The following is a 25,249-nucleotide window of genomic DNA, read 5'->3' as shown; positions in this document are numbered from 1 at the left end:
GGTGGCGGAACGGGCTCAGACGTTGAAGCCGAGCGCCCTCAGCTGCTCGCGGCCATCGTCCGTGATCTTGTCCGGGCCCCACGGCGGCATCCACACCCAGTTGATGCGGAGTTCGCTGACCAGGCCCTCGGTGGCCGACTTCGCCTGGTCCTCGATCACATCGGTGAGCGGGCAGGCCGCCGAGGTGAGGGTCATGTCGATCGTGGCGATGTTGGCGTCGTCCACGTGGACGCCGTAGATCAGCCCCAGGTTGACCACGTCGATCCCCAGCTCGGGGTCGACCACGTCCAGCAGCGCCTCGCGGACCTCTTCCTCCGAGGCGGGCTTCATCAGGGTGTCGTTGTCCGTCATGCGGTCTTCGCCTCCTCCGCGAGGGCCTGGGCCGTCGCGTCCTTCCAGGCCATCCAGCTCAGCAGGGCGCACTTCACCCGTGCCGGGTACTTGGAGACCCCGGCGAACGCGACCGCGTCCTCCAGGAGCTCCGCCATCTCGTCGTCCGGTTCGACCCGGCCCTTGGACTGCATCAGTTCGAGGAACACGCCCTGGATCTTCTGGGCCTCGGCGAGTTCCTTGCCCACGAGCAGGTCGTTCAGCACCGACGCGCTGGCCTGGCTGATCGAGCAGCCCTGCCCCTCGTAGGAGATGTCGACGACGCGCTGCCCGTCGTACTTGACCCGGAGCGTGATCTCGTCGCCGCACGTCGGGTTGACGTGGTGCACCTCGGCGTCACCGTCCCTCAGACCACGCCCGTGCGGGTGCTTGTAGTGGTCGAGGATGACGTCCTGGTACATCGAATCAAGCTTCACCGTGTGACCCCTAGCCGAAGAAGTTCCGTACGTGTTCCAGCCCGTCGACCAGTGCGTCGATCTCGGCGGGAGTGGAGTACAGATAGAACGACGCCCGGGTGGTCGCGGGAATTCCGTACCGCAGACAGACCGGCCGCGCGCAGTGGTGGCCGACCCGGACCGCGATGCCCTGTTCGTCGAGTACCTGGCCCACGTCGTGCGGGTGGATGTCCCCGAGGGTGAAGGAGATCGCGGCGCCCCGGTCCTCGGCCGTGGTGGGGCCGATGATCCGCAGTCCGGGCACCTCCAGGAGCCGCTGGACGGCGTACTCCGTGAGCGCGTGCTCGTGCTGGGCGATCCGCTCCATGCCGATGCCGTTGAGGTAGTCCACCGCCGCGCCCAGGGCCACGGCCTGGGCGATCGGCGGGGTGCCCGCCTCGAACTTGTGCGGCGCGGGGGCGTAGGTCGAGGAGTGCATGGACACCGTCTCGATCATCTCGCCGCCGCCGAGGAACGGGGGCAGGTCCTCCAGCAGCTCCTGGCGGCCCCACAGCACCCCGATGCCCGTCGGCCCGCACATCTTGTGGCCGGTGAAGGCCACGAAGTCGGCCTGGAGCGCCTGGACGTCCATCGGCATGTGCGGGGCGGCCTGGGAGGCGTCGATCAGGACGAGCGCCCCGACCTCCTGGGCGCGGCGCACGATCGCCTCGACCGGGTTGACCGTGCCGAGGATGTTGGAGACCAGCACGAAGGAGACGATCTTCGTCTTCTCGGTGATGACCTCCTCGATGTTCGACAGGTCGAGGCGGCCGTCGTCGGTGAGGCCGAACCACTTCAGCTTCGCGCCGGTGCGCTGCGAGAGCAGCTGCCAGGGCACGATGTTGGAGTGGTGCTCCATCTCCGTGATGACGATCTCGGTGTGCTGGTCCACCCGGTAGGGCTCGTCGGCCCAGCCCAGCATGTTGGCCACCAGGTTCAGCGACTCCGAGGCGTTCTTGGTGAAGATCACCTCGTCGCGGCTGGGCGCGTTGATGAACGCGGCGACCTTGTCGCGCGCGCCCTCGTAGAGCGCGGTGGCCTCCTCGGCGAGCACGTGGACACCGCGGTGGACGTTGGCGTTGTGCTGTTCGTAGTACTCGGCGATCACGTCGAGTACCTGGCGCGGCGTCTGCGAGGTCGCCGCGTTGTCCAGGTAAACGAGCTTCTTCCCGTCGTGGATCACCCGGTCCAGGATCGGGAAGTCCTTGCGGAGCGCCTCGGTGTCGAGGAGACCGGAGAGCCCCTGTCGGGCTGTCGTCACGCGGACGCGCCTCCCTTCACGTACGCCTCGTAGCCCTCGTTCTCCAGCTTGTCGGCGAGCTCGGGACCGCCGGACTCGACGATCCGCCCGTTGGCGAAGACGTGGACGTGGTCGGGCTTGATGTACCGCAGGATGCGGGTGTAGTGCGTGATGAGCAGGGTGCCCACCTCGCCGGTCTCGCGGACGCGGTTGACGCCCTCGGAGACCACGCGCAGCGCGTCGACGTCGAGGCCGGAGTCGGTCTCGTCGAGGATCGCGACCTTGGGCCGGAGCAGTTCGAGCTGGAGGATCTCGTGGCGCTTCTTCTCGCCGCCGGAGAAGCCCTCGTTGACGTTGCGCTCGGCGAAGGCCGGGTCCATGTGCAGGCGCTCCATGGCCTCCTTGACCTCCTTGACCCACGTCCGCAGCTTGGGGGCCTCGCCGCGGACGGCGGTGGCGGAGGTGCGCAGGAAGTTGGAGACGGAGACGCCGGGGATCTCGACCGGGTACTGCATGGCGAGGAACAGACCGGCGCGGGCCCGCTCGTCGACGGACATCTCCAGGACGTCCTCGCCGTCGAGGGTGACCGTGCCGCCGGTGATCTCGTACTTGGGGTGACCCGCGAGCGAGTAGGCGAGGGTGGACTTGCCGGAGCCGTTGGGGCCCATGATGGCGTGCGTCTCGCCCTGCTTCACGGTCAGGTCGACGCCCTTGAGGATCTCCTTCGTGGCGTTGTCGGCCTCGACGGTGACGTGCAGGTCTCGGATTTCAAGCGTTGCCATGGGTGCCTCAGGACTCCTGGGTGAGGGAGACGAGCACATCGTCCCCTTCGATCTTTACGGGGTAAACGGGGACGGGGCGCGTCGCGGGAAGGCCGGACGGCTTGCCGGTGCGGAGGTCGAAGCTGGAGCCGTGCAGCCAGCACTCGATCTGGCAGTCCTCCACCTCGCCCTCCGACAGGGAGACGTTCGCGTGCGAGCAGATGTCGTGGATGGCGAAGACCTCGCCCTCGGTGCGCACGACCGCCACGGGAGTGCCGTCGAGCTCCACCCGCCGGGGGGTGTCGTCCTCCAGCTCACTCAGCCCGCAGGCGCGTACGTAGGTCATGCGACGGACGCCTCCAGCTCCTGCTCGATCTTGGCGAGGAGGCGCTCCTCGACGTCGGGCAGACCGATCTGCTGGACCAGCTCGGCGAAGAAGCCGCGCACCACGAGACGGCGGGCCTCCTGCTGGGGGATGCCGCGCGACATCAGGTAGAAGAGCTGCTCGTCGTCGAAGCGGCCGGTGGCGGAGGCGTGTCCGGCGCCGACGATCTCACCGGTCTCGATCTCCAGGTTGGGCACCGAGTCGACCCGGGCGCCGTCGGTGAGGACGAGGTTCCGGTTCATCTCGTAGGTGTCGGTGCCCTCGGCGCGGGCCTCGATGAGGACGTCGCCGATCCACACCGCGTGCGCGTCCTGGCCCTGGAGCGCGCCCTTGTAGACGACGTTGGACTTGCAGTGCGGGGTGTTGTGGTCGACCAGGAGGCGGTGCTCCTGGTGCTGGCCCTGATCGGTGAAGTACAGGCCGAACAGCTCGGCCTCGCCGCCGGGACCGGTGTAGGCGACCCGGGGGTGGAGCCGGACCAGGTCGCCGCCGAAGGTGACCACGACGGACTTGAAGGAGGCGTCGCGGCCGATCAGCGCGTTGTGCTGGGCGACGTGCACGGCGCTGTCGTCCCAATCCTGGACGGAGACGACGGTGAGCTTGGCGCCGTCCCCGAGGACGTAGTCCACGTTGGCGGCGACCACCGCGTCACCGGTGTGGTCGACGACCACGACGGCCTCCGCGAAGGCGCCCAGCTCGATGACCTGGTGGGCGTAGGCGGTGCCGCCCTCGCCGTGCACGGCGATCCGGACCGGCTCGGTGAGCACCGTCTCCTTGGGGACGGTCACCACGGACGCCGTCTCGAAGCCGGAGTACGCCTGGGCGGCGACCCGGTCGACGGGCGTCCCGGCCCGGCCGAGGCGGGCGTCGTCCCGGCCCACGGTCTCGACGGTGACGCCCTCGGGCGCCTCGATCGCGACCTTGACGCCGGAGCCGGTGGCGACGGCGGTGCCGTCGTGGAGGCCGCGCAGCCGGGTCAGCGGGGTGAACCGCCACTCCTCCTCCCGGCCGTGCGGCACGGGGAAGTCCGCCACGTCGAAGGACGGGGGCGCGCTCATCCGGGTGGCGACGGTCGACTCCGCCGCCACCGCGATGGCGCCTGCGGTGGTGGACCCCACCGGGGTGTTCTGAGCCTCAGCCATGGCTGTCTTGGTGCTCGCTTTCTGGTGAAGACGTGACGCTGTGGAGGCCCGGCGCGGGCCCCGGGACGGGGGGCCGGGTCAGCCGACCGAGCCCTCCATCTGGAGCTCGATCAGCCGGTTCAGCTCAAGGGCGTACTCCATGGGCAGCTCCTTGGCGATCGGCTCGACGAAGCCGCGCACGATCATCGCCATCGCCTCGAACTCGGTGAGGCCGCGGCTCATCAGGTAGAAGAGCTGGTCCTCGGAGACCTTGGAGACGGTCGCCTCGTGGCCCATCGACACGTCGTCCTCGCGGACGTCCACGTAGGGGTAGGTGTCCGAGCGGGAGATCGTGTCCACGAGCAGCGCGTCGCAGAGCACGTTGGACTTGGCGCCCGGCGCGCCCTCGCCGATCTCGATGAGACCTCGGTACGAGGTGCGGCCGCCGCCCCGGGCCACCGACTTCGAGACGATGTTCGAGGAGGTGTTGGGGGCCATGTGGACCATCTTGGCGCCCGCGTCCTGGTGCTGGCCCGCGCCCGCGAAGGCGATGGACAGGGTCTCGCCCTTGGCGTGCTCGCCCATCAGGTAGACGGCCGGGTACTTCATGGTGACCTTGGAGCCGATGTTGCCGTCGACCCACTCCATGGTGGCGCCCTCGTAGGCGACGGCGCGCTTGGTCACCAGGTTGTAGACGTTGTTCGACCAGTTCTGGATGGTCGTGTAGCGGCAGCGTCCGCCCTTCTTCACGATGATCTCGACCACCGCGGAGTGCAGGGAGTCCGACTTGTAGATCGGCGCCGTACAACCCTCGACGTAGTGGACGTAGGCGTCCTCGTCGACGATGATCAGCGTCCGCTCGAACTGGCCCATGTTCTCGGTGTTGATCCGGAAGTAGGCCTGGAGCGGGATCTCCACGTGCACGCCCTTGGGGACGTAGACGAAGGAGCCGCCGGACCACACGGCCGTGTTCAGCGAGGCGAACTTGTTGTCACCGACGGGGATGACCGTGCCGAAGTACTCCTGGAAGAGCTCCGGGTGCTCCTTGAGCGCGGTGTCGGTGTCCAGGAAGATGACGCCCTGCTCCTCCAGGTCCTCGCGGATCTGGTGGTAGACGACCTCGGACTCGTACTGCGCGGCGACACCGGCGACCAGCCGCTGCTTCTCCGCCTCGGGGATGCCGAGCTTGTCGTACGTGTTCTTGATGTCCTCGGGCAGGTCCTCCCAGGACTCGGCCTGCTTCTCGGTGGACCGCACGAAGTACTTGATGTTGTCGAAGTCGATGCCCGACAGGTCGGAGCCCCAGCTCGGCATCGGCTTCTTGTCGAACAGGCGCAGCCCCTTGAGCCGGAGCTTGGTCATCCACTCCGGCTCGCTCTTCTTGGCCGAGATGTCCCGGACGACGTCCTCGTTGAGGCCGCGCTTGGCGGCGGCCCCGGCCTCGTCGGAGTCGGCCCAGCCGTATTCGTACGTGCCCAGACCCTCGAGTTCGGGGTGGGCAGTCTCCGTGGGGAGAGTCATGCGGGGTTCCTCCCGGCCGTGCTTGCTGATGGGTGTCGCTCTGTTCGGGGTGTGGTGCGGGGGGCCGTCCCGTTCGGCGGGTCCGGTGGCTCCCCGGGCCCGGGCGGGCCGGGCGCCGAGGGGGCGTCCGACGCGTCCGGGGCGTTCGGGATGTGGGTGGTGCACACGCCGTCGCCGTGGGCGATGGTCGCCAGCCGCTGGACGTGCGTCCCCAGCAGCCGGGAGAAGATCTCCGTCTCGGCCTCGCACAGCTGCGGGTACTGCTCCGCCACGTGGACGACCGGGCAGTGGTGCTGGCACAACTGCTCCCCGCGCTGCTGGCCGGGCGCGCTGCGCGCCGTAGCAGCGTACCCGTCGGCGGTGAGGGCCTTCGCCAGTGCCTCGGTGCGCTTCTCGGGCGGGGCCGCCTCGATCGCGGCGCGGTACGCCTCGGCGAGGCCCTCGATCCGGTCGCGGGCGAAGGCGGCCACGGCGGCCTCGCCGGCCGCCCCGCCGCCCGCGGCCCGCGCGATCCAGCGCAGCGCGTCGGCGGCCAGCTTGTCGTACGACTGGTCGAAGGCGTCCCGGCCGTAGTCGGTCAGCGCGAAGACCTTGGCGGGACGACCACGGGTGCGGGCCCCGTAAACTCGCTGCTCACGGGCTTCGACGACGGCGTCGCCGACGAGCGCGTCGAGATGGCGGCGGACGGCGGCCTGGGTCAGCCCGAGGCGTCCGGCGAGGTCGGCGACCGTGGACGGGCCGTGGTCCAGGACGGATCGCGCGACCCGGTTGCGCGTGGAGCGCTCACCGGTCGCGGGGTCGTCCTGGGGCGCTCCCTGGGGAGTCACCCGGGCCTCGCCGACGTTTTTCACAACGCCATTGTTGCGTAATTCCTGGAGGACGGACAAGCGATCGAGGTCCCCCCGGACGGTGGCCTCCATCACTAAGGGTTACCTAACCGGCTCTGATCTGCTAAGGGAGCCGATCCCCCGTCCGGCACAGGATTTCCCGCCGCCCGGCCGCTCCCCTCCCCCGGAGGGGGACCACCCCCGGCGACCCGGGCACCCCCCGGGGCTCCCTAGACTTGCGCCTCATGCGAAGCGAGCCCGTCCTCCAGGTCCGGGGCCTGGTGAAACGGTACGGAACCAGACACCCCAAGACCGCCGTCGACGGCCTCGACCTGGTCGCCGGGGCGGGCGTCACCGCCGTGCTCGGCCCCAACGGGGCGGGCAAGACCTCCACCATCGAGGTGTGCGAGGGCTACCGCGCGCCGGACGCCGGCACCGTCCGCGTCCTGGGGCTCGACCCCCAGCGGGACGCCGCCGCGCTGCGCCCCCGGGTCGGGGTGATGCTCCAGTCCGGCGGCGTCTACTCCGGGGCCCGCGCCGAGGAGATGCTGCGGCACGTCGCCCGGCTGCACGCCCATCCCCTGGACGTGCCGGACCTCGTCGAACGGCTCGGCCTCGGCGGTTGCGGCCGGACCTCCTACCGGCGGCTGTCCGGCGGCCAGCAGCAGCGGCTGGCGCTCGCCATGGCCGTCGTCGGCCGCCCCGAGCTGGTCTTCCTGGACGAGCCCACCGCCGGACTGGACCCCCAGGCCCGCCGCGCCACCTGGGACCTGGTGCGCGAGCTGCGCGCCGACGGGGTGAGCGTCGTCCTCACCACCCACCACATGGACGAGGCCGAGCAGCTCGCCGACGACGTCGCGATCATCGACGCGGGCCGGGTGATCGCCCAGGGCTCCCCCGAGCGGCTGTGCCGGGGCGGCGCCGAGAACACCCTCCGCTTCACGGGCCGCCCAGGACTGGACACCGCCTCGCTGCTCAAGGCCCTGCCCATGGACTCCCTGGCCGACGAGACGGCCCCCGGCGCGTACCGGGTGACGGGCACCATCGACCCCCAGCTGCTGGCCACCGTCACCTCCTGGTGCGCGCAGCACGGGGTGATGCCGGACCGGATCTCGGTGGAGCGGCACACCCTGGAGGACGTCTTCCTGGAACTGACCGGTAGGGAGCTGCGCTCATGACCGCCGAGGCGAACCCCACGCGCGCGGGGGCGTACGCGCCCCGGCCCGGCGCCGCCCCGCTGTCGCGGATGATCGCCGCGCAGGCCGCGCTGGAGACCCGGATGCTGCTGCGCAACGGCGAGCAGCTGCTGCTGACGGTGGTCATCCCGGCCCTGCTGCTCGCGCTGTTCGGCTCGGTGGACATCGTGGACACCGGCGAGGGCGCGGCCGTCGACTTCCTCGCGCCCGGGGTGCTGGCCCTCGCGGTGATGTCCACGGCGTTCACCGGACAGGCCATCGCCACCGGCTTCGAGCGGCGCTACGGAGTGCTCAAGCGGCTCGCCGTCTCCCCGCTGCCGCGCTGGGGGCTGATGGCCGCGAAGTCGCTGTCGGTCCTGGTGGTGGAGGTCCTCCAGGTGCTGCTGCTGACCGTGATCGCCTTCGGTCTGGGCTGGTCGCCGCAGGGGAACCCGCTGACCGTGCTGCTGCTCCTGGTGCTCGGGACGGCCGCGTTCTCCGGTCTGGGGCTGCTGATGGCGGGCACCCTGCGGGCCGAGGCGACGCTGGCCGCCGCGAACCTGGTGTTCCTGCTGCTGCTGGTGGGCGGCGGGGTGGTGGTGCCGCTGGAGAAGTTCCCGGAGGCGGCGCGGGCGGTGCTGGAGCTGCTGCCGATCTCGGCGCTCTCCGACGGGCTGCGCGACGTGCTGCGGGACGGGGCCGGGATGCCCTGGTTCGACCTGGGCGTGCTGACGGTCTGGGCGGTGGCGGGGCTCGCGGCGGCGGGCCGCTTCTTCCGCTGGGAGTGAGCCGGGCCCCGGGGCGGGGCGGGGACCGGTGGCGGCGCGCGAGGACGGACCCTAGTGAAGGCGTGCACAAGCGCCCGCCTACGATGTGGACGTGCCAAAAGTGACCCGACCCGGCCTCGGCGAGGCCGTGCGCAACCCGCTCGCGTTCATCGCCGCTCGCTGGTCCCCCGCCCCCCGCATCGTCCGGCGCGCCGCACTGGCCGCGCTCGTGATGATGGTCGTCATCGTCGTCACCGGCGGGGCCGTCCGGCTCACGGGCTCCGGTCTCGGCTGCCCGACCTGGCCCAAGTGCACCGACGACTCGCTCACCGCGACCCGTGAGATGGGTCTGCACGGCGTCATCGAGTTCGGCAACCGGCTGCTGACGTACGTGCTGTGCGCGGCCGTCGGCTGGGCGATCGTCGCCGCGCGGTCGCAGAAGCCCTGGCGCCGTTCCCTGACCCGGCTGGGCTGGGCGCAGTTCTGGCTCGTCATGGGCAACGCGGTACTGGGCGGGATCGTCGTCCTCGTCGGTCTGAACCCGTACACGGTCGCCGCGCACTTCCTGCTGTCCACCGCGCTGATCGCGGTGGCGACGGTGATGTGGCAGCGGGCCCGGGAGGGCGACGCCGAGCCCCGGCCGCTGGTCGGCAAGGCCGTGCAGCAGCTGGTGTGGGTGATGGTCGTGGTGACCGGGCTGCTGATCGCGGTCGGCACGGTGGTGACGGGCGCGGGTCCGCACGCGGGCGACTCCAGCGACGTGCCCCGGATGGACGTCGACTGGGAGACCGTCACCAAGGTCCACGCGGTGCTGGCCTGGATCGTGGTGTCGCTGACCTTCGCGCTGTGGTTCGTGCTGAAGGCGGTGGACGCGCCCCGGGGGCCACTGAACCGCACCCGGGACCTGTTCCTGGTGCTGATGGCCCAGGGGGTCATCGGTTACGTGCAGTACTTCACGGATCTGCCGGAGGTGCTGGTCGGGGCGCACATGCTGGGCTCGTGTCTGGTGTGGATCGCGACCCTGAGGGTGCTGCTGGCGCTGCGGGAACGCCCGGAGCTCCCGGCCCGGGTCCCCGCCCAGGCCGATCCGGAGCTGTCGTCGGTCTGACGCCACGGGGGCGCGGAGGCGCGCGACGTGAGGAACGGCCGGGGGCCGACGGGCGGTGTGCCCGTCGGCCCCCGGCCGTTCCCGGTCCGGGCGCGGGACCGGCGGCCGGGGCCGCCGGGGCCGCCGGAGCCGTCAGAGCCGGTAGACGCGGCGGGCGTTGGCCGAGGCGAGCATCAGCGCCACCCGGCGGGCGTCCGGGTAGGCCCAGGAGCCGTCCCGCACCCACTCGCCCAGCAGGTGCTCCACGGCGGTGCGGAACAGCCGGGCCCCGATGACGTACAGCTCCGGCAGCCCGTAGCCGTCGGTGGAGAACAGCAACTTGCCGAACGGGGTCAGCTCCAGCATCTCCGCGAGGACCGCCCGGGCCCGGGAGCCGGTGTGGCCGAGGGTCAGGCCCATGTCCGCGTAGACGTGCGGGAAGACCGCCGCCAGGTATCCGGCGCCCCGGTGGTAGGGGTAGCCGTGCAGCAGGACCAGGTCGCAGCCGTGGCCCGCGGTCGCCTTGACGAAGTCGGTGAGCAGCAGCGGGTCGGCGTGGTCGAGCCGGAGGTCGGGGTCACCGAAGCCGGTGTGGAGTTGCAGGGGCAGCCGGGTACCGACCGCGCTCCACAGCAGGTGCCGCAGCAGGACCGGGTCGGTGAGGCGGTCGCCGGGGCCCCGGGCGGCGAGCCAGCGTCCGGCGGCGGCGAGCACCTCGGCGGGGGCCGGGGGGTCGGGGTCCAGGGCGAGCCCGTACCGGTAGGCGGCGACGGACTTGAAGCCGACGGCGGAGCCGGCCGCGTGGTGGACGGCGGCGGCGAGGTCCTCGACGAAGGCGGCGGCGCTGCCGCTGGTGTCGGCGGTCCGCTCGGCGAGGGACTCCAGCCGGACGATCTCCAGCGCCCGGCCGCCCGCCGCGCGGGACAGCTCCCCGGGCGTGGTCAGTTCGCCGGGCAGCCCGGTGTCCACCAGGAAGGTGCCGATGCCGGTGGCGCCCAGCAGCCGCCGGGCGGTCTCCTCGGGGCCGAGTTCACGGCGGCGGGCCAGATAGCGGGCCGGGGAGGTGTGCGGGTCGAGGCCGAGCAGGGGCGGGCACCAGCGGCGGACCGCGAAGCCCGTCTGGGAGTCGAAGAAGCTGGTGCCGGGCGCGGCGGGGGCGTCCGACTCGGTGAGGTACGAGGCGAACCCGTCGCCGCCCGGGTCGTCGAGGAGGACGCCGTGGCAGTGGTGGTCCACCAGTGGGGGCAGGTCGAACATCAGTACCGCCAGCGGGTCTGTTCGGCGAGGTGTCCGGGGTCGCTCCCGGCGAAGTCCTCCGCCTCGGCCCGGCGCACCGCGAGCACCGCCCCGGACAGCACCTCGCCCATGGCCCCGCGCAGCAGCCCGGAGGCGGCGAAGTGGTCGGTCGCCTCGTCGAGGGAGGTGGGCAGCCGGGGCACGTCCCCGAGGTCGGCCGGGTTCCCGGTGACCGGGTCGGGCAGCTTGGCGCCCTCCTCGATCCCGGCGAGCCCGGCGGTGATCACGCTGCCCGCGAGGAGGTAGGGGTTGGCGGTGGCGTCGAAGCACTTCAGTTCGGCGTGGCCGTCGCCGGGGACCAGGCGCAGCGCGGCCTCGCGGTTCTCCACGCCCCAGCAGCGGTAGGCGCCCGCCCAGCGGGAGGGCTGGAGCCGCAGATAGCTCGCCGGGCTCGGGGCGCCGACGGCGAGCAGCGCGGGCAGCCGGTCCAGCACCCCGGCGAGGAAGGCGGCGGCCTCGGGGGCGAGCCCGTACGGGGCGGTGGGGTCGCGGTGCGGGTCGGCGTCCTCGCGGCGCAGGCTGAGGTGGAGGTGGCAGCCGTTGCCGACCTCCCCGGCGGTGAACGCGGGCGCGAAGGAGGCCTGCAGTCCGTGCCGGGCGCTGACGGCGCGGATGGTGGTGCGCACCAGGACGAGGTCGTCGGCGGCGGCGACCGGGCCGTCGGCGGGCGCGGTGGAGATCTCGAACTGGCCGGGCGCGTACTCGGGGTGGTACTGGAGGACGCGCACCCCCTGGTCCGCGAGGGCCCGCAGCAGATCGCGCCCGTAGTCCGCGAGTTCCACCAGCCGGGTCATGCCGTAGGCGGGGCCCGTGGTGGGGGTGGTGCCGTCCGGGCGGCGCAGGATCCACTCGGTCTCGAACCCCATGGTGACGCCCAGCCCGAGGGCGGCGGCGCGGTCGGCGGCGCGACGGGCGAACTGGCGCTGGCAGGCCGCGTAGGGGCGGCCGTCCTGTTCGTAGCGGTCGGCGGGCGACCAGGCCCAGCCGGGCTGGGCGGCGAGCGGCACCAGGCGGTCGGGGTCGGGGAAGAGCCGCAGGTCGCCGTCGGGGCCGCCGAGGTGCGGGGAGGTGACCATGCGGTCGTCCGAGGTGTAGACGTCGAAGCAGGGGGCCATGCCGACGCCCCGTTCGGCGACCTCGGCGAGCCGGGCGAGGGGGAAGGTCTTGACGCGGCAGATCCCGGCGGTGTCGACGATCGTCAGGGCGACCGTGTCCACCCCGCGCTCCGCGAGTTCCGCCGCTCTGGCCCGCCACTCCCCCCGCGTCGCCGTCCGTCCGTCGCCGTCCCTGGCGTCCATGGCCCGCTCCCTCTTCTGTCACCGGGTTCCCGGTGCGGCCGGTCGCTCCGGGGACCCCGGGCGACCGGCGTGCGGACCACCGGCGCGGTCTGTCCGCCGGTGGTCCCTGACACCTTCCCTGGGATAACGGGTGAGACGCGCGGTGGGTGTGCCCCCGTGGGGGGACGGCGGCGCGCGGGGGCGCGGATCAGGTCCGGGCGGCTCCGCCGAGCTGGAGGCCCGCCATCCGGGACCACTCGTAGGGGCCGGTGCGCAGTCGCGCGGCGAACGCGCCGTCGAAGGTCTCGTGGACGGTGATCCCGGCCTCGGCGAGCGCTTCGCCCGCTTCTTCCGGGGACGGGGCCACCAGGTCGCCCCAGGCTCCGTCGGTGCCGACCAGGACGATCCGGGCGCCCTTGCGGCCCAGGTGGGACACCTGGGCCTCGGCGCCGTCGTGCGCCCGGGCGAAGGCGGTGATCTGCCGGGCCAGTCGGCGCACCCGGCGCGGGGGGCGGGCCGTCCGCTTGCCGTCGTCGTCGCCCGGGCTGGTCTGAGGGTTCTCCATGGCCGGAGCCTACCGGCGGGTAGCCCTTGCGGGAACGGTTCGCGGCACCGCTTTCGGCGCGGGGCGCCGAGGGTGCCGGGGCGCTTGCGGTGCGACCACCTCTGCGGGTCCGCTGTTGCTGGCCGCGCCGTTCCCCGCGCCCCTGACGGGCGCCCCGGCGAAGGTCCGGCGCCCCCTGCGGGTCCGCTCGGGGGCCTCCCGGGGGTCCGGACGTCGACCTCAGGCCGGTGGTCGGTCGGTCGCGCAGTTCCCCGCGCCCCTTACGGGCGCCCCGGCGAAGGTGCGGTATCCCCTGCGGGTCCGCTCAGGGGCCTCCCGGGGGTCCGGACGTCAACCTCGGGCCGTGATCGGTCGCTCGCGCAGTTCCCCGCGCCCCTTACGGGGCCGTCCTAGCGGTGACGGCCACGCACGGGGCCCCGTCAGGGGCGCGGGGAACTGCGCGACCAGCCACGACGGGCCCGAGCAGCCCGCTGAGACACGCGGCACCAACCGGACCAGGCGCCCCGTCAGGGGCGCGGGGAACTGCGCGGGTGACCACCGCGCACCGGCAGCCAAAGGCGAACCTCAGGCGGCAGCCTCCCTCAGGGGCGCGGGGAACTGCGCGAGCGGCCCGCGACGGACCTGCGGACAGGGACGCGCCGCAAGCACCCCGCCAGGGCACGCGGCACCAACCGGACCGGGGACGATCCCGCACGAGGGCGCCCCCGTAGGGGCGCGGGGAACGGCGCGACCAGCAACAGCGGACCCGCGCGCCGGAAGCACCCCGCCGGGCACGGCGCCCCGGGGCCGGGGGAAAGCAGGAGCGCCGCCCCCGGCACCCTCCGAGGGGGCGCGGGAACGGCGCGGGGCCGGGCCGGACGGCCGGTCAGCGGAGGAAGGGGTCCACCGCGACCGCGACGAAGAGCAGCGAGACGTAGGTGATGGACCAGTGGAACAGCCGCATCTCCTTGAGCTTGGCCCCGGTGACCCCGCTCTTGGCCCGCGCCAGCAACGCGTGCGCCTCCCACAGCCACCAACCGCCCGTGGCGAGCGCCACCGCGGTGTAGAACCACCCGGTGTACCCCAGCGGGGTGAGCAGCAGCGACACCGCGACCATCACCCAGCTGTACGCGACGATCTGCCGGGCGACCACCTTGTTGGAGGCGAGGACGGGCAGCATCGGCACGCCCACCCGCGCGTAGTCCTCCTTGACCTTCATCGACAGCGGCCAGTAGTGCGGCGGCGTCCAGAAGAAGATGACCAGGAAGAGGATGACGGCGGCCCAGGAGAGCGAGTCGGTGACGGCGGACCAGCCGATCAGGACCGGCATGCAGCCCGCGATGCCGCCCCAGACGATGTTCTGGGCGGTGCGCCGCTTCAGGATCATCGTGTAGACGACCACGTAGAAGAGGAGGGCGCCCAGGGAGAGCCAGGCGGAGAGCCAGTTGACGAGGTAGCCGAACCAGAGGGTGGAGACGACGGCGAGCGCGATGCCGAAGGCCAGGGCCTCGCGGGGCGAGACCATCCCGGTGACCAGCGGACGGCGCGCGGTGCGTTCCATCAGCGCGTCGATGTCCCGGTCGATGTACATGTTCAGCGCGTTGGCGCCGCCCGCGGAGAGGTAACCGCCGATCGTCGTCAGCAAGACGAGCTTGAGGTCGGGCACGCCCTGCTGCGCCAGGAACATCACGGGGATCGTGGTGATCAGCAGCAGTTCGATGATCCGCGGCTTGGTCAGTGCCACGAACGCCATGACCCGGGCTCGCAGCGGCCGGTGTCCCCGGCTCGTCCGCAGCATTCCCGCCGGACGGGATTCAACGGCCGTCACGCACACCCCTGACAGAGACATCAAAGCAAGCCTCCGGCTGTGAAGTCCCGGTAAAGGCTCGCGCGTACCACGCCACTGTAGACGTTGGCCTTACCTCGCCCTTCGCGGGGGTCGCTCGTGTTGGGAAGCGCTCGTGGAGACCGCCGCGACCTCGCGGTTCACCCGTCGGCGGGGCCCGGGGGGCCGATCGGGGGACGGCGGCCCGGACCTCTCCGGGACGGTCCGCGGGAACGCGCGGACGGCCGGGCGAGGAGCGGGGAGGAGGAGGCCGGGAGCTTCGGAGGGGTCCGTCCCGGCCGGGACGGAAGGGGCGCGGGAGGCGGACGGAGGGGGCGGGCGGGACCCGTTCCCCGCTCGGCCGGACGGGTGAGCGGGGACCGGACCGACCGGTAACCCGGACGGGTGCGCCCGCTCGATGGGAGGGCCCCTCCGCTCATCTGTCGAGGGCCGCGCGGGAGCGCGCGACGGCGCCCCGGGAGGCGAACGGGGGCGGGGCGCCGCAGTCTGGAAATACTCGAAAAATCGCACGTGGAGACGGCGGTAGGCTCGGCAGCGACCGGTGAGCGCTCGGACACACCGGTTTCGGTGAAGCGCCGAAGGATCGGGCCCCGGCCACGCCCTCGCGGGACGGCCGGAGATCCGATTTCCCGACAACCGAGTTCCGAACGCGGAGAGGAGCCCTGACCCAGGGTGAGCACCAAGCCGACCACGACAGACCTGGACTGGACCGAACTGGACCAGCGTGCCGTGGACACCGCCCGTGTCCTTGCCGCTGACGCCGTACAGAAGGTCGGCAACGGCCATCCGGGTACCGCGATGAGCCTTGCCCCGGCCGCCTACACCCTCTTCCAGAAGGTGATGCGGCACGACCCGGCGGACCCCGAATGGACCGGTCGCGACCGTTTCGTCCTGTCCGCGGGACACTCGTCCCTGACCCTCTACACCCAGCTCTACCTGGCCGGTTTCGGTCTGGAGCTGGACGACCTCAAGGCGTTCCGGACCTGGGGCTCCAAGACCCCCGGCCACCCGGAGTACGGCCACACCGCCGGGGTGGAGACGACGACCGGCCCGCTGGGCCAGGGCGTCGCCAACGCGGTCGGCATGGCGATGGCCGCCCGCTACGAGCGGGGCCTGTTCGACCCGGAGGCCGCCACCGGTGCCTCCCCGTTCGACCACCACGTCTTCGTCATCGCCGGTGACGGCTGCCTCCAGGAGGGCATCGCCGCCGAGGCGTCCTCCCTCGCCGGGCACCAGAAGCTCGGCAACCTGGTCCTGCTGTGGGACGACAACCACATCTCGATCGAGGGCGACACCGAGACCGCCGTCTCCGAGGACGTCGTCAAGCGCTACGAGGCGTACGGGTGGCACGTCCAGCGCGTCGAGCCGAAGGCCAACGGCGACCTCGACCCCGAGGCGCTGTACGCGGCGGTCCAGGCCGCCAAGGCGGAGACCGGACGGCCGTCGTTCATCGCGATGCGCTCGATCATCGCCTGGCCCGCGCCCAACGCCCAGAACACCGAGGCCGCGCACGGCTCGGCGCTCGGCGACGAGGAGGTCGCGGCCACCAAGCGCGTCCTCGGCTTCGACCCGGAGCTGAGCTTCGAGGTCTCCGACGAGGTGCTGGCCCACACCCGCGCCGCGCTGGACCGGGGCCGCGAGGCCCGCGTCGAGTGGGAGAAGGGCTTCGCCGCCTGGCGCACCGCCAACCCGGAGCGCGCCGCCGAGTTCGACCGGATCGCCGCCAACGAGCTGCCCGAGGGCTGGGAGGACAAGCTCCCGGTGTTCGAGACCGGCAAGGGCGTCGCCACCCGGGCCGCGTCCGGCAAGGTCCTCCAGGCGCTCGGCGCGGTGATCCCCGAGCTGTGGGGCGGCTCCGCCGACCTCGCCGGGTCCAACAACACGACGATCGACAAGAACTCGTCGTTCCTCCCGGAGGGCAACCCCCTGCCGGAGGCCCACCCGTACGGCCGGACCATCCACTTCGGCATCCGCGAGCACTCGATGGCCGCGGAGATGAACGGCATCGCCCTGCACGGCAACACCCGTGTCTACGGCGGCACGTTCCTGGTGTTCTCCGACTACATGCGCAACGCGGTGCGGCTGTCCGCGCTGATGCACCTGCCGGTCACCTACGTGTGGACGCACGACTCGATCGGTCTGGGCGAGGACGGCCCGACGCACCAGCCGGTCGAGCACCTGGCCTCGCTGCGGGCGATCCCCGGGCTGAACGTGGTCCGTCCGGCCGACGCCAACGAGACGGCCATCGCCTGGCGCGAGATCCTGCGCCGCCACACCAAGGTGTTCGGCGAGGGCGCCCCGCACGGTCTGGCGCTCACCCGGCAGGGCGTGCCCACCTACGCGCCCAACGAGGACGCGGCCAAGGGCGGCTACGTGCTCTTCGAGGCCGAGGGCGGCGAGCCCCGGGTGGTGCTGATCGCCACCGGTTCCGAGGTGCACCTGGCGGTGGAGGCCCGGGAGCGGCTCCAGGCCACCGGGGTGCCCACCCGGGTGGTGTCCATGCCGTCCGTGGAGTGGTTCGAGGAGCAGACCCAGGAGTACAAGGACGCGGTGCTGCCGCCGTCCGTGCGGGCGCGGGTCGCGGTGGAGGCGGGCATCGGTCTCACCTGGCACCGCTACACCGGTGACGCGGGACGCATCGTCTCGCTGGAGCACTTCGGCGCCTCGGCCGACGGCAAGCTCCTGTTCCAGGAGTTCGGCATCACCGCCGAAGCCGTCGAAACCGCGGCGCGGGAATCACTCGCCGCCGCCCAGCGCTGACGCCCACAGAGACCAGAGATCACGTAGGAGTTGCATTTCCCATGACAGACGCACTCAAGCGCCTCTCCGACGAAGGCGTCGCGATCTGGCTGGACGACCTGTCCCGCAAGCGCATCACGTCCGGCAACCTGGCGGAGCTGATCGACCAGCAGCACGTCGTGGGCGTCACGACCAACCCGTCCATCTTCCAGAAGGCCATCTCCGGCGGTGACGGCTACGAGGCGCAGCTCGCCGACCTCGCGGCCCGCAAGCTGACGGTCGACGAGGCCGTCCGCATGATCACCACGGCGGACGTCCGGGACGCGGCCGACGTGCTGCGCCCGCTGTTCGACTCGACGGGCGGCCAGGACGGCCGGGTGTCGATCGAGGTGGACCCGCGGCTGGCGCACGAGACCCGGGCGACCATCGCCGAGGCCAAGCAGCTGGCGTGGCTGGTGGACCGGCCGAACACCCTGATCAAGATCCCGGCGACCGAGGCGGGCCTGCCCGCGATCACCGAGGTCATCGGCCTCGGCATCAGCGTCAACGTCACGCTGATCTTCTCCCTGGAGCGCTACCGCGCGGTCATGGACGCCTACCTGGCCGGTCTGGAGAAGGCCAAGGCCGCAGGGCTGGACCTCTCCGAGATCCGCTCGGTGGCGTCGTTCTTCGTGTCCCGGGTGGACGCCGAGATCGACAAGCGGCTGGACGTCCTCGGCACCCCCGAGGCGAAGGCCGCCCGGGGCAAGGCCGGACTGGCCAACGCGCGGCTCGCCTACCAGGCGTACGAGGAGGTCTTCTCCTCCGAGCGCTGGCTGGCCCTGGACAAGGCGGGCGCCCACAAGCAGCGCCCCCTGTGGGCCTCGACGGGCGTCAAGGACCCGGCGTACAAGGACACCCTGTACGTCGACGAGCTGGTCGCCCCGGGCACCGTGAACACCATGCCGGAGGGGACCCTGGAGGCCACCGCCGACCACGGGGTCATCACCGGCGACACCATCACCGGAACGTACGAGACCTCCCGCGCCGAACTGGACGCCGTGGAGAAGCTCGGCATCTCGTACGACGACGTGGTGAACCTGCTGGAGGACGAGGGCGTCGAGAAGTTCGAGGCGGCCTGGAACGACCTGCTGGCGTCGACCGAGGCGGAGCTGAAGCGCCTCGCCCCCTCGGAGGGCTGAGAACCTTGACATCCGTCCACGGAGCCAATCCGCTTCGTGACGCCGCGGACCGACGGCTCCCGCGCATCGCGGGGCCGTCGGGCCTGGTGATCTTCGGCGTCACGGGCGACCTGTCCCGCAAGAAGCTGATGCCCGCCGTCTACGACCTCGCCAACCGGGGTCTGCTGCCGCCGGGCTTCTCCCTGGTCGGGTTCGCCCGCCGGGAATGGCAGAACGAGGACTTCGCCCAGGAGGTCCACGACGCCGTCAAGGAACACGCCCGCACCCCCTTCCGGGAGGAGGTCTGGCAGCAGCTGATCCAGGGCATGCGCTTCGTCCAGGGCGACTTCGACGACGACAAGGCGTTCGAGCAGCTGCGCGCCACGATCACCGATCTGGACAAGGCCCAGGGGACCGGCGGCAACTTCGCCTTCTACCTGTCCGTCCCGCCGAAGTTCTTCCCGCTGGTCGTCAAGCAGCTCAAGAAGCACGGGCTGGCGGACCAGGAGGGCGGTTCCTGGCGCCGCGCGGTCATCGAGAAGCCGTTCGGGCACGACCTGGCGTCCGCGAAGGAACTCAACGCGATCGTCCACGAGGTGTTCGCCCCGGACCAGGTGTTCCGGATCGACCACTACCTGGGCAAGGAGACCGTCCAGAACATCCTGGCGCTCCGCTTCGCCAACACCCTGTTCGAGCCGATCTGGAACCGGTCGTACGTCGACCACGTGCAGATCACCATGGCCGAGGACATCGGGATCGGCGGCCGCGCCGGGTACTACGACGGCATCGGCGCCGCCCGGGACGTCATCCAGAACCATCTGCTCCAGCTGCTCGCGCTCACCGCGATGGAGGAGCCCGCCTCCTTCGACGCGGACGCGCTGGCCGCCGAGAAGACCAAGGTGCTGGGCGCCGTACGGCTCCCCGCCGACCTGGGCACCAGCACCGTCCGCGCGCAGTACGCGGCGGGCTGGCAGGGCGGCGAGAAGGTCATCGGCTACCTCCAGGAAGACGGGATCGACAGCCGGTCGAGGACCGACACCTACGCGGCGGTGAAGCTGGGGATCGACAACCGCCGCTGGGCGGGGGTCCCCTTCTACCTGCGCACCGGCAAGCGCCTCGGCCGCCGGGTCACGGAGATCGCCGTGGTCTTCCAGCGCGCCCCGCACTCCCCCTTCGACCACACCGCGACCGAGGAACTGGGGCAGAACGCCCTGGTCATCCGGGTCCAGCCGGACGAGGGCGTCACCGTGCGCTTCGGCTCCAAGGTGCCGGGCACCTCGATGGAGGTCCGGGACGTGTCCATGGACTTCGCGTACGGCGAGTCCTTCACGGAGTCCAGCCCGGAGGCGTACGAACGGCTGATCCTGGACGTCCTGCTCGGCGACTCCAACCTCTTCCCCCGCACAGAAGAGGTCGAGCTGTCCTGGCGGATCCTCGACCCGGTCGAACAGTACTGGGACGCCCACGGGGAGCCCGCGCAGTACGCGTCGGGCACCTGGGGCCCCGCCGAGGCGGACGAAATGCTCGCACGAGACGGACGGAGCTGGCGTCGGCCATGAACATCGACCTCACGGACACCACGGCCAGCCGGATCAACAAGGCGATGGTCGAGGGACGCCGCGCCATCGGCTCCCCCGCCGTCGGCATGGTGCTCACCCTGGTCATCGTCACCGACGAGGAGAACGCCTACGACGCGCTGAAGGCGGCCAGCGAGGCGTCCCGCGAGCACCCCTCGCGGACCCTGGTGGTCATCCGCCGGGTGTCGCGCTCCCCGCGTGACCGCACCAACTCCCGGCTGGACGCCGAGGTCCGGGTCGGCGGCGAGGCCGGTACCGGCGAGACGGTCGTCCTGCGGCTCTACGGCGAGGTGGTGGAGCACGCGCAGTCGGTGGTCCTGCCGCTGCTGCTGCCGGACGCCCCGGTCGTCGTGTGGTGGCCGGTGAACGCGCCGGTCGACCCGGCGCGGGACCCGCTGGGCGCGCTCGCCCAGCGGCGGATCACCGACGCGTACTCCGCCGAACTCCCGGTGGAGGAGCTGACGGCCCGCGCCGAGACGTACTCCCCCGGGGACACGGACCTGTCCTGGACCCGGATCACGCCCTGGCGGTCGATGCTGGCCGCCGCGCTGGACCAGGTCGCCTGCACGGTCACGGCCGTGGAGGTCGAGGGCGAGGAGTTCAACCCCAGTGTGGAACTGCTGGGGATGTGGCTCGCGCAGCGGCTGGGCACCCCGGTGACCCGGACCGTGTCCAGCGGCCCCGGCCTCACCGCGGTGCGGCTCCAGACGGACTGCGGGCCGATCGGGCTGGACCGCCCGGACGGTTCGCTGGCCACGCTGTCGATCGCGGGTCAGCCGGACCGCGCGGTGGCGCTGAAGCGCCGGGAGACCTGCGAGCTGATCGCGGAGGAGCTGCGGCGCCTCGACCCGGACGACACCTACGCCTCCGCGCTGCGGTTCGGCGTGGACCGGCTGGCGGACCCGGTCACCGGTGCGCCGGGGACCCCGGCCGCCCCGGACACCGCCCCGGACACCGCTCCGGCGGCCGTCCCCGCGGAGGCTCCCGGAGCGTCCGACGGGGAGAAGGCCGGGACGGAGAACGCCGTGGCCGCCGCCAAGCCCGCCAAGAAGGCGTCCACGGTCCGGAAGGCACGCGCGTGAGCACACCCCAGCTGGTGGTCCACCGGGACAAGGAACTGATGGCGCGGGCCACCGCGGCCCGGCTGATCACCACGATCGTGGACGCCCAGGCCGCGCGGGGCTCCGCCTCGGTGGTGCTGACCGGCGGACGCAACGGCAACGGCGTGCTCGCCGCGCTGGCCGAGGCGCCCGCCCGGGACGCCGTCGACTGGTCCCGGCTCGACCTGTGGTGGGGCGACGAGCGGTTCCTGCCCGAGGGCGACCCCGAGCGGAACGTCACCCAGGCCCGCGCGGCGCTGCTGGACGCGGTGCCGCTCGACCCGGAGCGGGTGCGTCCCATGCCCGCCTCGGACGGCCCGGCCGGGGACGGGGCGGACCCGGCCGCGGCCGCGTACGCCGCCGAACTGGCCGCCGCGGCGGGACCCGGGGACCACGGCCCGGTGCCGTCCTTCGACGTCCTGATGCTGGGGGTCGGCCCGGACACCCATGTGGCCTCGCTCTTCCCCGGGCTGCCGGGCGTCCGGGAGACCGGGCGGACGGTGGTGGGCGTCCACGACGCGCCCAAGCCGCCGCCGACCCGGATCTCCCTCACCCTGCCCGCGATCCGCGCCGCCCGTGAGGTGTGGCTGCTGGCCGCGGGCGAGGACAAGGCGGAGGCCGTCGCCATCGCCCTGTCCGGGGCGGACGAGGTCCGGGCCCCGGCGGCCGGGGCCCGGGGCCGGGCGCGGACCCTCTGGCTGCTGGACGCCGCGGCGGCCTCCCGGCTGCCGGGCGGGCTCCACCCGCCCGCCGCGCCCTGAGGCGTGGTCCGGCCGTCACGGGAGCCTTCCCGTGACGGACGTGCGGTGACGGTGCCGGGCCCCGGAAGGACGGGGGCCCGGCACCGTCGTGTCAGCGGCCGCGCAGTTCGCGGTACCGGGCCACCAGGGCCTTGCTGGACGGGTCCAGGCCGGGGACCTCGGCGCCCTCGGTGAGCGCGGGTTCGACGCGCTTGGCGAGCACCTTGCCCAGTTCGACGCCCCACTGGTCGAACGAGTCGATGTTCCACACCGCGCCCTGGACGAACACCTTGTGCTCGTAGAGGGCGATCAGCTGACCGAGCACCGACGGCGTCAGCTCGTCGGCCAGGATGGTGGTCGTCGGGTGGCCGCCCCGGAAGGTCTTGTGCGGGACCAGCTCCTCGGGGACCCCTTCGGCGCGGACCTCCTCGGGCGTCTTGCCGAAGGCGAGGGCCTGGGTCTGGGCGAAGAAGTTGGCCATCAGCAGGTCGTGCTGGGCGGCCAGCCCCGGGTGGAGGTCCGCGACCGGCCGGGCGAAGCCGATGAAGTCCGCCGGGACCAGCAGGGTGCCCTGGTGGATCAGCTGGTAGTAGGCGTGCTGCCCGTTGGTGCCCGGCGTCCCCCACACCACGGGTCCGGTCCGCCAGTCCACCGGGACGCCCTCGCGGTCGACGGACTTCCCGTTGGACTCCATGTCGAGCTGCTGGAGGTAGGCCGTGAACCGGGACAGGTAGTGGGAGTACGGCAGCACCGCGTGCGACTGGGCGTCGTGGAAGTTGCCGTACCAGATCCCGAGGAGGCCGAGGAGCAGCGGGACGTTCCGCTCGGGCGGCGCGGTGCGGAAGTGCTCGTCCACGGTGTGGAAGCCGTCGAGCAGCTCCCGGAACCGCTCCGGTCCGATCGCGATCATCAGCGACAGTCCGATGGCCGAGTCGAAGGAGTAGCGGCCCCCGACCCAGTCCCAGAACTCGAACATGTTGGCGGTGTCGATGCCGAAGCCGGCGACCTTCCCGGCGTTGGTCGACAGGGCCACGAAGTGCCGGGCCACGGCCTCCGGACCGGCTCCCAGCCCGGTGAGCAGCCAGTCGCGGGCCGAGGTGGCGTTGGTGAGGGTCTCGATGGTGGTGAAGGTCTTGGACGCCACGACGAACAGCGTCTCGGCCGGGTCCAGGTCGCGGACCGCCTCGTGCAGATCGGCGCCGTCGACGTTGGACACGAAGCGCAGGGTGAGGCCGCGGTCGGTGTAGGCGCGCAGCGCCTCGAAGGCCATGGCGGGGCCGAGGTCGGAGCCGCCGATGCCGATGTTGACGACGTTCCTGATCCGGGCCCCGGTGTGGCCGGTCCACTCCCCCGAGCGGACCCGGTCGGCGAAGGCGCCCATCCGGTCCAGGACCGCGTGCACCTCGGGGACGACGTCGTGCCCGTCCACCTCGATCACGGCGTCCCGGGGGGCGCGCAGCGCGGTGTGCAGGACCGCGCGGTCCTCGGTGGTGTTGATCCGCTCGCCGCGGAACATGGCGTCCCGCAGGGCGTACACCCCGCTCGCCGCGGCGAGTTCGCGCAGCAGCCGGAGCGTCTCGTCGGTGACCAGGTGCTTGGAGTAGTCGACGTACAGGTCACCGACCTGGAGGGCGTAGCCGGTGGCACGGTCCGGGTCCGCCGCGAACAGGTCGCGCAGCGGTGTCCCGCCCTGTTCCTCCCGGTGCTTGACCAGGGCGGTCCACTCGGGCGTCTGGTTGAGCCGGGTACGGCCTTCTGCATTCATCTCGGACTTCGTCCTTCTCTCTGCGTCGCCTGATGCGCGTGCCTTGCCGCTGGCGTCCTCCAACCTAGTTGATCAGCCCTGGGGACGGACGGCCGTCCGCCGGTCGGCGGGTGACGGTGCCTCCGTGGCGGTCCGCCGCGCGGCGGGGGCCCGGTCGCGGCGGGCCGGTGCCACCAGGACGAGGGCCGCGAGGGCGAAGACGAGGGCGGCGGCCAGGGCGGGCGCGCGCGGCCCCCAGAGGGCGACGGCGGCCCCGCCGAGCAGCGCGCCGAGCGGGGCGGCGCCGATGCCCAGGGTGCGGAACGCGGCGCTCACCCGGCCGAGCGAACCGACGGGGACGCGGAGTTGGAGCAGGGTGGCCTGGTTGACGTTCCAGACCATGCCCAGGAACCCGAGGGCGGCGAGGGACGCGACGAGGACGGCGGTGCCCGGGGCGGTGGCCGCCGCCGTCAGCGCGGCGGTCTGCGCGGCGGCGGCGAGCGGCAGGGCGCGGACCAGGCCGAGCCGTTCGCCGATCCGGCGGGCGGCGAACCCGGCGGCGACGCTTCCGGCGGCGTACCCGGTGAGCGCCGCCGCGTAGCCGCCGTCGCCCGCCTGGAGCCCGTCGGTGACCAGGAGCACCAGGGTGGCGATCAGGGCGCCCATGCCGAGGTTGGTGAGCGCGGTGGCGCGGGACAGCGGGCGCAGCACCGCGTCCCGCCACAGCAGCCGCAGTCCGTCGGCGGTCTCGGCCCGCAGGGTGGCGCCCGGGGGCCGGGGCGGCCGTTCGGCGCGGGGGACGCGCAGGGTGGCCAGCAGGACGGCGGCGAGCAGATAGGTGAGGGCGTCGGCGGCGTAGGGCGCGGCGGCGCCCACGGCCAGCAGAAGGGGCACCAGGGGCGCGGCCAGCAGTCCGCCCGCGATCTGCTGGCCCGTCATGAGACGGGCGTTGGCGCTGGCGAGGGCGTCCGCCGGGAGGAGCGTGGGCAGCAGGGCGGTGGCCGCGTTGTCGAAGAGGGTCTGGAGGGTGGTGAGGGCGAGGGCCAGGGCGATGAGCAGTCCGACGGAGGCGTGGCCCAGCGCGACGGCGACGGCGAACGCGCCGACCAGCAGCGCCCGGAGGAGGTCCACGAGGACCATGGCGCGGCGCTGGTCCACCCGGTCGGCGAGGGCTCCGGCGAACGGGCCGAGGACCAGCCAGGGCAGATAGCCGCAGGCGGTGACGGCGGCGATGAGCAGGGGGTCGTCGGTGAGGGTGGCCGCGAGCAGGGGGAGCGCGGCGGTGCGCAGGGCGTCCCCGAAGCGGGAGAGCACGGCGGCGGCCCACAGCCGTCCGAAGCCGCCCCGCCAGCGTGCCGCCGTGGATCCGCCGTCCCCGTCCGCCGTCACGGCCCCGCCCCCGTCACTTCCGGTGATCACTCCCTCCGCACGGTATCCCCCGCCACTGACAACGCCGGTCGGGAACGCCGTGGGCGCCGTCCCGGCGGGCTCCGCCGGGACGGCGCCCCGGCGGTCCGG

At 72.5% G+C, this 25,249-nt stretch carries 22 protein-coding genes; 8 read left to right on the top strand and 14 right to left on the bottom strand.

Going from position 1 to position 25,249, the window contains the following annotated elements; translation table 11 throughout:
- Nucleotides 1-15: 15 nt before the first annotated feature.
- The 8 genes from ACVWNX_RS27270 to ACVWNX_RS27235 all read right to left on the bottom strand — a co-directional run bounded on the left by ACVWNX_RS27270 (nt 16) and on the right by ACVWNX_RS27235 (nt 6,703).
- Complete coding sequence (locus tag ACVWNX_RS27270; protein ID WP_385485314.1) at nt 16-351, bottom strand: metal-sulfur cluster assembly factor; 336 nt, start codon at nt 349-351, stop codon at nt 16-18.
- A complete protein-coding gene (gene sufU, locus ACVWNX_RS27265) occupies nt 348-806 on the bottom strand; it encodes a Fe-S cluster assembly sulfur transfer protein SufU (protein WP_454410783.1) in 459 nt (152 codons plus the stop codon). Before sufU ends, ACVWNX_RS27270 begins: the two co-directional genes overlap by 4 nt.
- A 10-nt stretch (nt 807-816) precedes the next feature.
- On the bottom strand, nt 817-2,085 hold the full coding sequence (locus ACVWNX_RS27260) for a cysteine desulfurase (RefSeq protein WP_454410781.1): 1,269 nt from the start codon (nt 2,083-2,085) through the stop codon (nt 817-819).
- Nucleotides 2,082-2,846, bottom strand: coding sequence for a Fe-S cluster assembly ATPase SufC (gene sufC / locus ACVWNX_RS27255; protein ID WP_454410779.1), 765 nt, complete (start codon nt 2,844-2,846; stop codon nt 2,082-2,084). Before sufC ends, ACVWNX_RS27260 begins: the two co-directional genes overlap by 4 nt.
- A gap of 7 nt (nt 2,847-2,853) precedes the next feature.
- Nucleotides 2,854-3,171, bottom strand: a complete 318-nt coding sequence (locus ACVWNX_RS27250; RefSeq protein ID WP_454410777.1) for a non-heme iron oxygenase ferredoxin subunit — start codon at nt 3,169-3,171, stop codon at nt 2,854-2,856.
- Nucleotides 3,168-4,352, bottom strand: coding sequence for a Fe-S cluster assembly protein SufD (sufD, locus tag ACVWNX_RS27245; RefSeq protein ID WP_454410775.1), 1,185 nt, complete (start codon nt 4,350-4,352; stop codon nt 3,168-3,170). Before sufD ends, ACVWNX_RS27250 begins: the two co-directional genes overlap by 4 nt.
- 78 nt (nt 4,353-4,430) lie before the next feature.
- On the bottom strand, nt 4,431-5,852 hold the full coding sequence (gene sufB, locus ACVWNX_RS27240) for a Fe-S cluster assembly protein SufB (protein ID WP_454410773.1): 1,422 nt from the start codon (nt 5,850-5,852) through the stop codon (nt 4,431-4,433).
- A complete protein-coding gene (locus tag ACVWNX_RS27235; protein ID WP_454410771.1) occupies nt 5,849-6,703 on the bottom strand; it encodes a helix-turn-helix transcriptional regulator in 855 nt (284 codons plus the stop codon). The genes sufB and ACVWNX_RS27235 overlap by 4 nt, the downstream gene beginning before the upstream one ends.
- A 221-nt stretch (nt 6,704-6,924) precedes the next feature.
- Here ACVWNX_RS27235 and ACVWNX_RS27230 point away from each other — a divergent pair, with 221 nt between their 5' ends.
- From ACVWNX_RS27230 to ACVWNX_RS27220, 3 genes are all read left to right on the top strand, one after another.
- The gene (locus ACVWNX_RS27230; RefSeq protein ID WP_454410769.1) at nt 6,925-7,857 is read left to right on the top strand and encodes an ABC transporter ATP-binding protein; all 933 of its coding nucleotides are present in this window, start codon (nt 6,925-6,927) and stop codon (nt 7,855-7,857) included.
- On the top strand, nt 7,854-8,642 hold the full coding sequence (locus tag ACVWNX_RS27225; protein WP_454410767.1) for an ABC transporter permease: 789 nt from the start codon (nt 7,854-7,856) through the stop codon (nt 8,640-8,642). Before ACVWNX_RS27230 ends, ACVWNX_RS27225 begins: the two co-directional genes overlap by 4 nt.
- Before the next feature lie 91 nt (nt 8,643-8,733).
- Nucleotides 8,734-9,729: a COX15/CtaA family protein gene (locus ACVWNX_RS27220; RefSeq protein ID WP_454410765.1), complete on the top strand. Its 996-nt coding sequence runs from the start codon at nt 8,734-8,736 to the stop codon at nt 9,727-9,729.
- 132 nt (nt 9,730-9,861) lie between these two features.
- On the opposite strand, the gene ACVWNX_RS27215 is transcribed toward ACVWNX_RS27220, so the two are convergent.
- From ACVWNX_RS27215 to ACVWNX_RS27200, 4 genes are all read right to left on the bottom strand, one after another.
- Entirely contained in the window at nt 9,862-10,965 is a 1,104-nt protein-coding gene (locus ACVWNX_RS27215; RefSeq protein WP_454410763.1) for an amidohydrolase family protein, read from the bottom strand.
- Complete coding sequence (locus tag ACVWNX_RS27210) at nt 10,965-12,302, bottom strand: glutamine synthetase family protein (RefSeq protein ID WP_454410761.1); 1,338 nt, start codon at nt 12,300-12,302, stop codon at nt 10,965-10,967. The genes ACVWNX_RS27215 and ACVWNX_RS27210 overlap by 1 nt, the downstream gene beginning before the upstream one ends.
- Before the next feature lie 187 nt (nt 12,303-12,489).
- Complete coding sequence (locus tag ACVWNX_RS27205) at nt 12,490-12,846, bottom strand: hypothetical protein (RefSeq protein ID WP_454410759.1); 357 nt, start codon at nt 12,844-12,846, stop codon at nt 12,490-12,492.
- Between the two features lie 865 nt (nt 12,847-13,711).
- Complete coding sequence (locus tag ACVWNX_RS27200; protein WP_454410757.1) at nt 13,712-14,653, bottom strand: heme o synthase; 942 nt, start codon at nt 14,651-14,653, stop codon at nt 13,712-13,714.
- A 690-nt stretch (nt 14,654-15,343) separates the two neighbouring features.
- On the opposite strand from ACVWNX_RS27200, the gene tkt reads away from it, so the two are divergent.
- The 5 genes from tkt to pgl are packed head-to-tail and all read left to right on the top strand — an operon-like array spanning nt 15,344 to nt 22,008.
- Nucleotides 15,344-17,431 carry a transketolase gene (gene tkt, locus ACVWNX_RS27195; protein WP_454410755.1) on the top strand — a complete coding sequence of 696 codons (2,088 nt, stop codon included), beginning with the start codon at nt 15,344-15,346 and terminating at the stop codon, nt 17,429-17,431.
- A gap of 41 nt (nt 17,432-17,472) precedes the next feature.
- Nucleotides 17,473-18,591, top strand: a complete 1,119-nt coding sequence (tal, locus tag ACVWNX_RS27190) for a transaldolase (protein WP_454410753.1) — start codon at nt 17,473-17,475, stop codon at nt 18,589-18,591.
- Between the two features lie 5 nt (nt 18,592-18,596).
- Nucleotides 18,597-20,129 carry a glucose-6-phosphate dehydrogenase gene (zwf, locus tag ACVWNX_RS27185; RefSeq protein WP_454410751.1) on the top strand — a complete coding sequence of 511 codons (1,533 nt, stop codon included), beginning with the start codon at nt 18,597-18,599 and terminating at the stop codon, nt 20,127-20,129.
- Nucleotides 20,126-21,229 (top strand): glucose-6-phosphate dehydrogenase assembly protein OpcA, encoded by a 1,104-nt coding sequence (gene opcA / locus ACVWNX_RS27180; RefSeq protein WP_454410749.1) that lies wholly within the window; start codon nt 20,126-20,128, stop codon nt 21,227-21,229. The genes zwf and opcA overlap by 4 nt, the downstream gene beginning before the upstream one ends.
- Nucleotides 21,226-22,008, top strand: a complete 783-nt coding sequence (gene pgl / locus ACVWNX_RS27175; protein ID WP_454410747.1) for a 6-phosphogluconolactonase — start codon at nt 21,226-21,228, stop codon at nt 22,006-22,008. The genes opcA and pgl overlap by 4 nt, the downstream gene beginning before the upstream one ends.
- A 91-nt stretch (nt 22,009-22,099) precedes the next feature.
- Here the strand turns inward: pgl and pgi are convergent, their stop codons facing one another.
- Both pgi and ACVWNX_RS27165 read right to left on the bottom strand, forming a co-directional pair.
- Nucleotides 22,100-23,752 carry a glucose-6-phosphate isomerase gene (pgi, locus tag ACVWNX_RS27170; protein WP_454410745.1) on the bottom strand — a complete coding sequence of 551 codons (1,653 nt, stop codon included), beginning with the start codon at nt 23,750-23,752 and terminating at the stop codon, nt 22,100-22,102.
- A gap of 72 nt (nt 23,753-23,824) precedes the next feature.
- Nucleotides 23,825-25,147, bottom strand: coding sequence for an MFS transporter (locus ACVWNX_RS27165; protein WP_454414961.1), 1,323 nt, complete (start codon nt 25,145-25,147; stop codon nt 23,825-23,827).
- Nucleotides 25,148-25,249: the final 102 nt, after the last annotated feature.

The organism is Streptomyces sp. JNUCC 64, from assembly GCF_054484115.1.
Note: the sequence above shows the minus strand (reverse complement) of the source record. Positions and strands in the feature narration are given on the sequence as shown.

Bases quoted from the DNA above. Each gene is read 5' to 3' on its own strand.
- ACVWNX_RS27225 (WP_454410767.1), top strand. From the start codon at position 7,854: ATGACCGCCGAGGCGAACCCCACGCGCGCGGGGGCGTACGCGCCCCGG.
- ACVWNX_RS27270 (WP_385485314.1), bottom strand. From the start codon at position 351: ATGACGGACAACGACACCCTGATGAAGCCCGCCTCGGAGGAAGAGGTC.
- sufC (WP_454410779.1), bottom strand. From the start codon at position 2,846: ATGGCAACGCTTGAAATCCGAGACCTGCACGTCACCGTCGAGGCCGAC.
- ACVWNX_RS27230 (WP_454410769.1), top strand. From the start codon at position 6,925: ATGCGAAGCGAGCCCGTCCTCCAGGTCCGGGGCCTGGTGAAACGGTAC.
- tal (WP_454410753.1), top strand. From the start codon at position 17,473: ATGACAGACGCACTCAAGCGCCTCTCCGACGAAGGCGTCGCGATCTGG.
- ACVWNX_RS27205 (WP_454410759.1), bottom strand. From the start codon at position 12,846: ATGGAGAACCCTCAGACCAGCCCGGGCGACGACGACGGCAAGCGGACG.
- sufD (WP_454410775.1), bottom strand. From the start codon at position 4,352: ATGGCTGAGGCTCAGAACACCCCGGTGGGGTCCACCACCGCAGGCGCC.
- ACVWNX_RS27215 (WP_454410763.1), bottom strand. From the start codon at position 10,965: ATGTTCGACCTGCCCCCACTGGTGGACCACCACTGCCACGGCGTCCTC.
- pgi (WP_454410745.1), bottom strand. From the start codon at position 23,752: ATGAATGCAGAAGGCCGTACCCGGCTCAACCAGACGCCCGAGTGGACC.
- sufB (WP_454410773.1), bottom strand. From the start codon at position 5,852: ATGACTCTCCCCACGGAGACTGCCCACCCCGAACTCGAGGGTCTGGGC.
- ACVWNX_RS27210 (WP_454410761.1), bottom strand. From the start codon at position 12,302: ATGGACGCCAGGGACGGCGACGGACGGACGGCGACGCGGGGGGAGTGG.
- ACVWNX_RS27250 (WP_454410777.1), bottom strand. From the start codon at position 3,171: ATGACCTACGTACGCGCCTGCGGGCTGAGTGAGCTGGAGGACGACACC.
- opcA (WP_454410749.1), top strand. From the start codon at position 20,126: ATGAACATCGACCTCACGGACACCACGGCCAGCCGGATCAACAAGGCG.